9 protein-coding genes are annotated in these 12,374 nt (G+C 51.4%); 5 read left to right on the forward strand and 4 right to left on the reverse strand.

From position 1 onward, the window contains the following. On the reverse strand, positions 1–1,422 hold a 1,422-nt coding region (locus tag G8770_RS13840), incomplete at its 3' end, for a DUF1592 domain-containing protein (protein ID WP_167187823.1). After that, the gene (locus G8770_RS13845; protein WP_167187826.1) at positions 1,412–2,707 is read right to left on the reverse strand and encodes a hypothetical protein; all 1,296 of its coding nucleotides are present in this window, start codon (positions 2,705–2,707) and stop codon (positions 1,412–1,414) included. The genes G8770_RS13840 and G8770_RS13845, both read right to left, overlap by 11 nt. A gap of 113 nt (positions 2,708–2,820) precedes the next feature. On the opposite strand from G8770_RS13845, the gene G8770_RS13850 reads away from it, so the two are divergent. The 3 genes from G8770_RS13850 to G8770_RS13860 are packed head-to-tail and all read left to right on the forward strand — an operon-like array spanning position 2,821 to position 6,126. Then, positions 2,821–3,414: a TetR/AcrR family transcriptional regulator gene (locus G8770_RS13850; protein ID WP_167187829.1), complete on the forward strand. Its 594-nt coding sequence runs from the start codon at positions 2,821–2,823 to the stop codon at positions 3,412–3,414. Between the two features lie 18 nt (positions 3,415–3,432). Next, positions 3,433–4,707, forward strand: coding sequence for a cytochrome c (locus G8770_RS13855; RefSeq protein WP_167187832.1), 1,275 nt, complete (start codon positions 3,433–3,435; stop codon positions 4,705–4,707). A 24-nt stretch (positions 4,708–4,731) separates the two neighbouring features. After that, positions 4,732–6,126 carry an MATE family efflux transporter gene (locus G8770_RS13860; RefSeq protein WP_167187835.1) on the forward strand — a complete coding sequence of 465 codons (1,395 nt, stop codon included), beginning with the start codon at positions 4,732–4,734 and terminating at the stop codon, positions 6,124–6,126. A 56-nt stretch (positions 6,127–6,182) separates the two neighbouring features. Here the strand turns inward: G8770_RS13860 and G8770_RS13865 are convergent, their stop codons facing one another. After that, positions 6,183–7,079, reverse strand: coding sequence for a LysR family transcriptional regulator ArgP (locus tag G8770_RS13865; RefSeq protein WP_167187838.1), 897 nt, complete (start codon positions 7,077–7,079; stop codon positions 6,183–6,185). A gap of 1,373 nt (positions 7,080–8,452) precedes the next feature. Further along, positions 8,453–10,030, reverse strand: a complete 1,578-nt coding sequence (locus tag G8770_RS13870; protein ID WP_167187841.1) for an amidase — start codon at positions 10,028–10,030, stop codon at positions 8,453–8,455. 28 nt (positions 10,031–10,058) lie between these two features. Between G8770_RS13870 and G8770_RS13875 the strand changes: the two genes are divergently transcribed. Together G8770_RS13875 and G8770_RS13880 are read left to right on the forward strand one after the other, a co-directional pair. Beyond that, positions 10,059–10,904, forward strand: a complete 846-nt coding sequence (locus G8770_RS13875) for a TetR/AcrR family transcriptional regulator (RefSeq protein ID WP_167187845.1) — start codon at positions 10,059–10,061, stop codon at positions 10,902–10,904. A 485-nt stretch (positions 10,905–11,389) separates the two neighbouring features. Beyond that, positions 11,390–12,295 carry a MaoC/PaaZ C-terminal domain-containing protein gene (locus tag G8770_RS13880; RefSeq protein ID WP_167187848.1) on the forward strand — a complete coding sequence of 302 codons (906 nt, stop codon included), beginning with the start codon at positions 11,390–11,392 and terminating at the stop codon, positions 12,293–12,295. Positions 12,296–12,374 lie beyond the last annotated feature (79 nt).

Here is a 12,374-nt window from a genome sequence, read left to right on the forward strand (position 1 = left end):
GGTGCGATAGGTGCCCAGACCGTCAAAATTTTCCAGCGTCAGACCCAGCGGGTCCATGATTTTGTGGCATCCGGCACAGGAGGGTTCGGTGCGGTGAGCTTGCAGCCGCTCCCTGGCGGTGGGCATGCTGGCATTGGATGGGTCCTGCACGATGCTGAAATTCACATTCGCCGGCGGGTCGGGGACATCCTGACACAAGAAAATATCCCGCGCCGCCAGCCCGCGCAATGTGGGCGATGAACGGCCCGGATGGGCGTGCAGGGCCAGAAAAGAAATGTGGCTTTGAATGCCGGCCCGATTGGACTCAACCGGAAACTCGGTTTTTTCCCAGCCATGGCGCGTGGGCACCGGCAACCGGTAGACACCCCCCAAAGCGCGGGTCAGATAGGCTTCACGGGTGGTGAACAGATCTCGGTAGTCTGCATTTTGAGTGATGAGCAGGTCGGTGATGGTGCGCAGCGTTTGCTCCTGGGAATCGGTCACCACCTCCGAGTTGAACGCCGGGTAGATGAGCGGATCTTTGGCCAGGTCAGCAAACAAATCGAACTGCAGCATGTCCTCAAAAAATGCCCGCACGGCCTGCTCGAAATGAGGCGACTGCAACAGGCGATCGACTTGCTGTTCGAGCCCGGCCTCGGTATTCAATTCGCCGGCAGCCGCGGCCCGCAGGAGTTCAGTATCAGGTGTCGAGTTGGTTAAAAAATAACTGAGCCGGGTAGCTTTGGAAAACGCATCCAGCTGCACAACACCGGCCGTCTCGGCTGTCGAACTGTTGATTTCGGTTTGCTGCGGGGGTTCAGTGTGTTCAATACGCAGCAAAAAATCCGGCGCCAGCATCATGCCCGACAAGGCGTATTTGAGGCCCTCGTAAAAACTGCCCAGGTGTTCCTGCCCCGTCCGGGCTGCGCCCACAAACCGAGCCACTTCGTGATCGGTGAGCGGACGGCGAAACAATGGTGGGCCGTACTGTTGCACAAACAAGCTCGCGCATTCGGCATCAAATTGAGATTCGGAGTGTGGGGTGCACGGTACCAGTTGGGAACGTTTTGCTTCGCTGACAACCGCGGTCGCCACACTGCGTGCGGCTGCATCATATTGCTCGATACTGATGGCCGAGATACCCGCTTCACTGCTGCCCACCGCCAGCAAACCTTCTGCACGCAAACCTTTGCCAAAGCGCGCAACCACGGGAATCTCGGTGCCGAAAATATCGGCAACCGTTGCCCGATATTGCGATTCGCTCAATTGCCGCATGACCGTCGGGCCACCCACCGGCTCTGGTTCCTGATTGGCAATATCGCTGCTGTCGCAGCCGGTCAGCCCCAACAATAAACCCGAAGCCAGTCCCAGGCCGCTTTTTTTAACCATCACCCCTGAAAACAACCAATTCCATCTCTGCGCATGGCTTTGTTTAGTAACCATCGTCAGTCTCCGTTTGTTTCAAGGCATCATTCAGGCTTTGGGTTTTCACATCCACCACAAAGGCCGGAATAGCGGTAACGCGATACTGAGTCGATATCGACGTGCATCGTCCGGTGTTCGGATCCGGGTTGCCGTCCGCCAATTGATAGAGGGCGTGATAGGCTCCCGGACAACTGTGACCCAAGACTCGCGCGGCACCATTGGCTGTCCCCAGCCTCAATTTTAATGACGCCAGCTCTCCCTGACTGTCTTTGCCACTGCGATAGCCGTACTGCAGGTCATACATGGTTTCTACCGGGGTATAGCCCGCCAGGTAACCGTCCAGGACACCGTCTTCGGAGAGCGTCATCTGCAATCGCGCATCTTGCAGCTCTCGCTCCAGGCGCAGGCTGTTGACGATACTGTGAAACCTCACGGTTACTGGCTCAGTGATGAGCACACCGTTTTGAATTTTACCGCGCGTGGTGGCCCGGAATCGCGGATCCTGATCCATGGCGTAGGTGGCGTATTGCAGCGGATCTCGACCGGGGCTCAGACGAATGGGGTCGGCGTTGGCGTACAGCCCTACTTCAACCTCGTCATCGTTGCTGAGATCATCCACACCGCTTACGGAAATGAGAATGCCCCAGGCGCCGGTGAGCATTTCGATGCCATAGGTGTTGGAAGCCCCACTGGTTTGAAAGGAACGGCTGCACCCCACCAACCGGTAGAACTGATTATCGACACCGGCTTCACCGTTGATGCCGATAAAGTCTGACTGATGACAGGAATTGGCGTCGTTGCTTGTGCCAACCGGGGTATTCACCCCATCCATATTGATGCCGGGTACAGCCACGTCGCTGCGCTTGACGGTGCGAAAGTGAGGGTCTGGCCCGCCAGCCTCCGGATTCATGCACAGGTTTTGCCCATTGGCCGCCGTGGCGATTTTCCAGCCACCCTGGTCCAGCCGGCTGCCGTAGTCTTTATCCGACTCACCCTGATGACGTTTGGCTTCCGGCGTAAGCTGAAAAATTTCCACCGGGTTTAAGCTCATGCCGTCTGGGCAGGTGTCGGCATCTTTGGCGTCAGGCCCTAAGGCATAACTGATTTTGGACACCACAAACCCGGCCTTGCCTCCCTGTACAAAAGGAGCGTCCACCGCAGCGGTCGCCGGGTGCAAAAACAGTGCGGAGAGTGCCAACACGACGGCATTCAGAGCTGGCCTGACCCTGGTGGTGGGTGTCCTTGCGGTAGACACCTGAAGAGGCGTTTGCGTTTGCGGCCTGATGAATTGTTTTGAAGACATAGCCAATGGGTATCCTGAGGCGATTTTTAATATTATTCTAACTACAGTGTTAGTATTATCCTAACTCCAGTGTTAGTATAAAACAATCAAAAGTTAGACGAGCAGACCGAGCCATGGCCAGAACCCCTACCGTAAGCGACGAACAGATCCTGGAAAGTGCCCGCCAAGTGATGGGCCGACGCGGCCCGGAGGCGTTTACCCTGGCGGAAGTGGCCTCTGAGGTGAAGCTCTCCCGGGCAGCCATCATCCTGCGCTTTAAAAGTACCCAGGCGTTAAAGGTCAGGCTGCTGACTCAGATGGTGGAGCGTTTTGAAGGCTTGCTGACGCATCTGCCACAGACACCCGGCGGCAACAGCTTATTGGCGATTGCGGCTTTTATTGGAAAGCATGCGGGCAGCAAGGAATCCAGTGCGTCATTTTTCAGCACCTACTCCCAAAACATTCAGGATACCGAGTTAGCGGCACTGGAAGTCCGGCGCGGTAAGGCCTTGTCAGATGCTGTCTCAAAAGCGATGCCGCAAACCGTTATCGATCATGACTCGGCGGTGGTGGCATTCAGAGCCCACATGGCCGGATCCATTATGGCGTTCCAGGCCTCCGCAGAAAAAAGCTCACAAGAGTATCTCCTGCAACGGACTCAGGAATGGCTGCGCCTGGCTCGCATTCCTTTTGATGAGACAGAAACAGTCATTAACAATAATAAGTAAACATGTTCGAGGGTTAGCATGAGTTTTATAAAGTCTGGCAGGCGGGTGATAACAGTCTGCTCTTTGGTGTTAGCTGTCGTTGCCAGTTGTCTGTATGTGTTTAAAGCGCCGGCCGCACTGACACCTAATGATCTGGCCCACTACAACGCTACGGTTGAAAAAGGCCGCTATCTGGCTACTGTTGGCAACTGTGCAACCTGCCACACCAGCAACGACGGCGAGCCCTATGCCGGCGGGGTGGAGTTCAAAACACCGTTTGGCAGACTCTTTTCCACCAATATTACAATGGATAAAGAAACCGGCATCGGAGCCTGGTCGTTTAAAGATTTTTACAATGCGTTCAAGCAAGGCATTCGTCCCGACGGCACGCACCTGTACCCGGCTTTCCCGTACACGGCGTTTGCCAAACTCACCGATGAGGATATTGCCTCGTTGTATGTGTACCTGCAGACCATTGCCCCGGTGAACGCGCCGGTCCCCGCCAACGACCTGCAGTTTCCCTACAATCAACGAGCGTTAATGACCTTCTGGAAAGGCCTGTTTCACGATGAAGCGGCCTACAGCTGGAATGCGGAAAATTCCGCCGCCTGGAACCGGGGTGCCTATCTGGTCAAGGGCCTGGGGCATTGCGATGCCTGTCACACCCCAAGAAATCTCCTCGGCGCGGAACAGTCGGATCTGGCGTTAACCGGCGGGGTGTATCTGGATAAGGTGAAAACCGGAGACTATCAGCAATGGTCTGCGGTGAATCTGACACCGGCCAAAACCGGATTGGGCGCCTGGACCAGCGACGATATCGTCACCTACCTCAAAACCGGTCTCAACGATAAAGCGGTACTGCACGGCCCAATGAATGAAGTGGTGATGAATTCAACCAGCCACCTGACCCAGGACGACGCAGAAGCTATTGCCATCTACCTGAAAGGCATCCCCGCCAACAGCCAGCCAAGCGGGCCGCCACCGAGCCCGGAAACCCTGGCCGCCGGTGAAACCATGTACACGGTTCACTGTGGCGCATGTCATTTGCCCACCGGGCTGGGCGACGACATTTTGGGGATTTCACTGGTGGAAAGTGCCATCATCCAGGCCCCCGATCCGTCGTCGCTGCTGAATGTGATTTTGTACGGCCCGCATTTACCGCCGCCGCCCTTTATCGCCGACCGCACGCGGATGAAAATGTTTGGCAAGCGTTTGTCCGACCAGGACATTGCCAGTATTGCCAGTTACCTGCGGGTGAATTTTGGCAATCAGGCCAGTGCTGTCACCGCTGATCAGGTCAGATCTCAACGCTAAAAAGTCAATTCCAAGGAAATGCTTGTGTTATCCAACCGTATGCAATTACTGAGACCGCTGCTGGCGCTGGCCATTCCGATTTTCATCGGTGGCGCTGTGCAGACCAGCTACCACCTGATCAATGCCTTCTGGGTGGGGCGGCTGGGCGCAGAAGCCGTGGCCATTGTGACATTGAGTTTTCCGGTCAATATTTTGATGATCTCGGTGGGCAGTGGTTTATCGTTGGCCGGCACCATTTTAATTTCTCAATATTTTGGCGCCCGCGAATCGGCAAAGGTCGGCCACACGGCGTCACAAACCTTAACCGGCCTGACAATCTTCTCTTTGGCCTTATCCGCAATCGGGTATTTTTTGGCACCAGCGATTGCCCATTTATTGGGCGTTGCCGAGACCGTAATGGCCGATACCGTCACCTACATGCGCATCTCGTTTGCGGGCACGCTGTTTGTGTTCTTAAACCTGGGGTATCAATCCATTTTACGCGGCATCGGAGATTCCAAAGCGCCGTTAAAAATTATTCTGCTCAGTGTGGTGGTCAATGCAGCGCTGGACCCACTGCTGATTTTTGGTTGGGGCCCCATCGAGGCGCAAGGGGTCATCGGTGCCGCGTACGCCACGCTCATTACCCAAATCATTTCCGCAGGCGCCGGCATCCACCTCATGTTGCAGCCCCGTTTTGGCTTAACGGTTACCCTTGACAGGCTAAAGCCTGATTGGTCGGTCATCACCAAACTGCTGCGTTTGGGGCTGCCCGCCTCCGTTGAACAGACGACGCAGGCGTTATCCATGTCCATCATGACACTCCTCGTCGGTCAGTTTGGTCTGGTAGCCCTGGCCGCCTATGGCATGGTGTCGCGTCTGCTGATTTTTCTTATCATTCCCGTACTGAGTGTGTCGATGGCGGTGTCCATCATGGCCGGACAAAGCATTGGCTCAGGTAATGCCAAGCATGCAGTGCGTATAGGCACTTCAGCCAGTATGTTTAACTTTGCTCTGATGCTGCTGGTGGCCATGCTGTTTTTTGTCTTTGCCCGTCCGATCATGCACATCTTTATCCCCTACGATGAAACCTTACTGACGGCAGCCTCAATCGCATTGAAAATGTTCGCCTTGTCGTTCCCGTTTTCCGGGCTGCAAATGGCATTAACGGGTGCATTCCGGGGCGCCAGTGATACCTTTAATACGATGTTGATGACCCTGATGGGGGTTTGGGCGGTGCAGTTGCCACTGGCCTTTGTGTTGTCCCATTACACCGGGATGGGGGAATTGGGCTTATGGCTGTCAGCGCCTCTGGCAGGGTTCATTAACGCGACGGTCGCCTTGGTGTACTTTAAAAGTAAATACTGGCTGAGAAAGACAGCGGTAACAGACTCCCAGCCTTCAGCAGTGCAAACCAGTGCAGCTGCAGGCAGTGAATGATAATTGCCGGTTAGGTTAGCCTCGGCAGAGCCACTCACGCCACAGCCAGCTTTGTGTCAGGAAATGATCAGGGATGATCGGGCAGCGGACACAATATGATGGGTCAACCCATCCAGCAATGACGACGCCGAACGCGTGTATTGCCAGTATAGCGGCACATCCAGGGACAAACCCGGTACCAACTCGATAAGAGAGCCATTGTCTATGCAGTCCGCAATTAACTCTGAGGGGTGAAGTCCCCACCCCATTCCGGTGAGGGTGGCCGTCACAAAGGCCTGAGGTGAAGGTAACCGGTGCCGAGGCAACTCAATGTGTCGACCACAAAACCCTTGAACCCAGCGTGACTGCAATTCGTCTTTCGTATCGAACACAAGACTCGGCGCGTGCGCCAAACTGTCTGCGCCGATACCGTCACCAAAATAGCGTTGTACAAAGCTCGGGCTTGCCGCTGCCAGGTAACGCATCGTCCCCAGAAATTGACTGTTGCAGCCGGTGGCGGGACGCGTCCTGGAAGTGACAGCGGCAAGCACTTTGCCACTGCGCAACCACTCCGAGGTATGGTCCTGATCGTCCACCTTGACATCCATCAACGCGGAGGTTTCGGCACAAAAGTCTGCCAAAGCGGGAACAAACCAGGTAGCGAAACTATCGGCATTAACCGCCACCGGCACAGTCACTTTTTTTGCCCCTTCTGCGGCAAGTGCTGGCAAGGTGGATTGCAGTTCCTGCTCCAGCAGGGATACGCGGTCGATGTGTAGGCACAAGCGCTGCCCGAGTGCCGTGGCGCGGCATGGCGTTTCACGTATCACCAGGGCACAGCCAACACGCTCCTCCAGCTGGCGAACCCGCTGCGAGACAGCCGAAGGCGTCACATTGAGTGAGCGGGCGGCCCTCTCGAAGCTGCCCTCGCGAATCACCGCCGCCAGGGCAGCGAGGGATACGTAATCCAGCATGACATTAGATGTCCCAATATTAATAGGAGGTAAAATATTAGAAATATCAATAAGATAAGGAATCATAAAACAACCAATACCATGGCTTATACCATGATCGATTTTGTTAGTTTTTTGCGACACCCATTTAGAACATATTGAGATAAAACTAACACTAATCTCTGAATAAGCTGCATATACAGTTAATATTTTCCCGTCAGAGGATGAATTACTACAAATTCGCTATATTTTTCAACAGGATAGAATCGTTTAATAAATCCGATACCATTACATCTACCATGATGAACAAGCAAAAATGTAGTTTCCCCCGATATAGACTAAATTTTGATAAAAAGTCAGCATCATAGACACAATCAAATCCGTAAAGTCAAATAAACAGAAAACTTTATAAAAATCAATATGGTAGAGAGTCAAAAAACAGCCAATACCACGATTAATACCATGGCTCCATCGGCTAAGATTTTGCTTCCTCCAACTAGACTTTATTGCGATAACAAAACCTATAATCGCTAAGGAGGTGCATAAACAGTTCAAGCTTCGCGGCCAGATGACATTGAATATTATTTGCAGCAGTTCTGACACCCTACACACCCAGAAAAATAATGAGGTTAGTGATGTCAGAATGCCTAGGCTGGGAGATGTAAAACACCGGATCACAGGGGAAACTCACCGCCCAATACAGGCAGAAAGATACTGACGGTGGATCGACGTGATTCTCCGTTAACGTTCGCAGAATAAGAACCTAAAAGCCAAGGCCGTAGTTAGAAGCGCCACTTTATCCCAGCGGCCAGGGCAAAGAGCCAGGTGGTGTCGGCTGTTTTAATCTTCGTTGGGCAGCATGATGGTGATAACCGGGTTATTGTTGATCCAAAAATCGTTATAGCTTTATTGGTTGTTGTTTTTCATTGTCAGGATGACAATTATACGCAACGTAAGCACATCTGAAAGGTAACCGAAAGTTCATAGGTAATCAGAAATTTTCAACAAAATTATAGACTTACGCTTTATAAAACAACAGCAGGATATCAATAAGATATCGCTCTATCGTCTAATAGTTATAACGGTCGAACGTGTCTACTTCAAAGAGCCTTGAACACCATGGGGGGAAGTTATCAATTTGTAATGATCAAGTAACTCTCGGCGATGTTGTTAATTTCTGCCAATAATCATTATCGGGGCTTCTTCCCAGAGCTTATACTTTGAATTTCGGGGAATACCAAAACATGGGTCACCCTTCGAATAATCTCGTCCCCAAGCGCAACACGGCCTACACGCTCGCAACCATCCAAACTCCCTCCTCAGCCATCCATGGCGGAACAAATCACTTCTTTAGGGAGTTGGCCTTCTATGAAACAGCTGTGAAACTTTAAATATCACAGAAACATTTCAGGATGCTTATTCATCCAAGGCTGGATTTCGCTGAACGTCTGTGCGGCTGCCATCACTCGTGTGTCGGCAAAACGCGGACCAATAATCTGCAGACCGATAGGCAATCCATCAATAAACCCACAAGGCACAGAAATAGCAGGCAAGCCAAGCACATTACAGATGTAGGTGTAGGGTGTGCCCATACGAGTCGCGTAATGTGAATCGGTGTAAGGTTGATCCCACTCACCCTCAGGAACTTTGGGAGCCACCAATCCCATGGTGGGTGTACAAATCAGATCATGCTTGGCAAAAATATTATCAATCCAACGCTGCAGATCAGCGCGTTTTTCCATCGCCGCCATCTGTTGTTCAAAGTTGACTTTCCCCATCTTTGAGAATTGTGTCAGCATGTGTTGGTTGGGTGGTGTTAACTGTTGAAATTGTTCATCCGTAAAATGGCCATGACGATCATAAGCGAAGCGATTCACCGTCATAAACACTTCCCAGGCTTTATCTTCGTCCAGCACAATCGTGGGATTGTCAACACGAGCACCCGCGTCTTCAAACCGGTGAACCGCCTTGGCAACGGCTTGGCTTACTCTGGGATCCACATCCAATTTGGCATGCCCCCAGTCTTTACTCCAGGCAATACGGAGTCCTTTAACACCATCGTGTAAATGACCGAGAAAGTCCGGCGCAGGCCGCTCGATGGCGCTGGGGTCGCGGGGATCCATCCCCGACAAGGCCTGAATAATCAACGCAGAATCACGCACATCGATGGTCATGGGGCCCGCAGAAGCCATTTGGACAGAATGCGGCTCACGAGCGGGGATACGACCGGCGCTGGGCTGGAATCCAACTACGCCATTATACGCCGCGGGGATACGAGTCGAGCCACCGCCATCACTGCCAATCGCGTATGGAGACATCCCCGCGGCCACTGCTGCACCGGAACCGCCACTGGATGCGCCCGTGATGTGATTCGTGTTCCAGGGGTTACGACATTCACCGGCCAGCAGCGTTTTCGTACGGGGAAAGCTGGCAAACTCGGACGTTTGCGATTTTCCCAGAATAACGGCACCGGCTTTACGCAGGCGTTCAACCAGAAGCTCATCGACCTGAGGAATGTTATCTTTAAACACCATACAACCGCGAGTGGTCCGCATACCCTTCGTCATGTAAAGATCTTTAATGGGTATGGGTAGTCCGTGCAACGGACCGAGCGCTTCACCTCTCATGATCGCTTTCTCAGCCATCTGTGCCTCTTTGAGTGTGTATTGCTCATCCACAGTGATATAGGCGTGCAGTAACGGATCCAGCTTCTCGATGCGTTTCAGAAAATGCAGAGCCACTTCAGTGGGTGACAGCTGCTTATTCACCATCATCTCACGCACCTTCCAGCCGGGCATCCAGTTCAGCTCATCATCACTGCTCACCTTAAGCGTACTGGCGAAACCCGGTATCGCGGGCACCATAGCCGCTGATACCACCAGCCCTTTAATAAAGTTGCGACGGGCTACAGGTGTTTGGGCTTCAGGTGTTTGCGGTAAATCTTTTGGCTCTTGTGATTCTTGATGATTCATAAAACTACCCTCACTAATGACCAGCGAAATGGATGTACTGCCTGTCACAGGCTTCAATTCTGGGTGTCGGCCGGAGCATCTGATCTGTTACAGGCCATCACTCTCAGCTCAATACGATACGATACCGTTTCGAATAGTATGTGATAAACTGGTACCAGACAAGCAAAAAGCGCCAGACCAGCTAGTGGGTGTGGTTCTGCATAAACAACATCACAGAGATAACACTGTCCTTATGCCCAGATCCCCACGTCAGCCCTCATTGAATAAAAAACAAAAATCGCCAGTACAGTTTTCCCGGGAGCGACTGGAAGTCCTGATGGACGCTGCCAAAGCGATTTTTTTGGAAAAAGGATTAACTGGCGCCTCCATCGATCAAATATCGGTCTCATCAAGGGTCAGCAAAAGCACCATTTATCGCCACTTTCGCTCCAAGGAACTACTGTTTGAAGCCGTGGCTTTAAAAATTGCGGAACAGCAAGCCCAAGCCATTGCGACGTTTGAACTGGATATCGAGAACCCCGCAGACACCTTACGTCAGTTCGCCCACCACATTTACCGTGTCGACAGTCGCCCTGAATTTCTTGAAACACTGCGTATCAACATTTCAGAAGCCGGACGTTATCCCGCCATGTCCAAGAGCATATGGGGACAGGCTCGACTGGAAGTGCTAAAAGATTTAATAGCGTTTTTTGATCAACTTATTGCAAGAGGAAAAATGCAGCACCCTGACAGTGGCCTCGCAGCCAACACCTTTTACATGCTGGCTCGAGGAAATTTGCGCCCCTTATTGTCAGTGAGCAGCAATCCCGACGATGAACTGAAGAAAGTTGATATAGACATCAATATCTTTTTGAAAGGCTGTGAAATAACTTAAAACGTCATCCACCTAATGTAAATGTTTCTATAAGCAATTTATTTAATTTTATTTAAATAATTGATCACATTGACAATGTCTCGAGGAGCATTTCAAGGTCAGCGATCGCTCTGACCAGTGAGTCAAATTCATCAGCAAGCTGACTCTACCCTACCCGAAGCCTACCAAAGGCGTCGAAGTGTTTATCCCTTGAATGTATCTTTTGAAAGCAATGTCAGTCGTTGTGAAGCAAGTGACTATAGCTTCGGATATGTACACTCCATATAACTAACACTATGATAACTATAATATAATTATTATCTTCAGTATTAAGCATAAATGAACTATTTACTTTAAATTCCTGCCTTTTATCTACAAGACTAACATGGCCCCATAGACTCTTAATCTTAAATAGCTTTAAATAATAACTAACTATGTGTTATTTTTAGTCTGAGTTGAATACTAAAAATCGCGTCGATCTAATAATGATGATAATAGGAACACCAATGACTTACTCGGACAATACTCAAGCAGAATCTGAATTCCGTCTAGATTACGAGGCTGTAAAGAGCTGGCCCTTTCAACCACTCACAGAAACTTATACCCGCGAAGATGTCATTCAGTATGCCCATGGCATTGGTGTCGGTATGCCGGGGCCTCTCGCAGCCGAAGAAGAACACTTTTTGACTAAAACGGATGACCTGAAAGTACTTCCAATGATGGCGGTCGTATTGAATCAGGGCAATATGTGGACCAAAGACCCCAAAACCGGCATTGACTGGACCAAAACCGTCCACGTTGAAGAATCCATTACCATGAACGGGCTGCTGCCCCAAGAAGGTGAGTTAGTAGCAAACTATTGCGTCGAAGAAATCTATGACAAGGGCGCAGGAAAAGGCGCTCTCATGTACGAACGTAAGATTTTAAATCTATTGGGCGGTGCCAAGGATGGCAAACAAATAGCCTGCGTCAAAATCGCTACCTATCTGCGCAACAATGGTGGCTTCGGCGGAAGCGCTACCGGCAGTCCACGTCCGGCATCTATACCCGATGACCGCCCGGCCGATGCCGTAATTGAACTATCAACCCCAACAAGCGCAAACACCACCTACCATTTGGGAGAGGAGTTTCTGGAAGCGGTTAAATCGGAGCTGATGACAGAAAGCAAGCCAATGTTGCGAGGCGTGTGCTCTTTTGGCATTGCAGGTCGCGCGGTATTAAAGCTGACTTGTGACAATGAGCCTGGCCGTCTGCGCCATTTGGGGCTGCGTTATATCTCACCGGTTTTTGCCGATGAAACTCTGCGCACCGAAGTGTGGTTTACCGAACCGGGTAAAGCTGTATTTCGGGTAAGTTGCGTTGAGCGAAACACTCTGGTGATGAACAACGGCGTCGTAGAATTTGAGCAATAAAAGACAAAACCCCTCACCCGAGGGGTTTACATTCAAAAGCCAGATTCTCATCCCACCGCTGATTCAACACCCCTGACAT

The sequence above is a fragment of the Pseudomaricurvus hydrocarbonicus genome, assembly GCF_011602365.1.
Taxonomy (GTDB): Bacteria; Pseudomonadota; Gammaproteobacteria; order Pseudomonadales; family Cellvibrionaceae; genus Pseudomaricurvus; species Pseudomaricurvus hydrocarbonicus.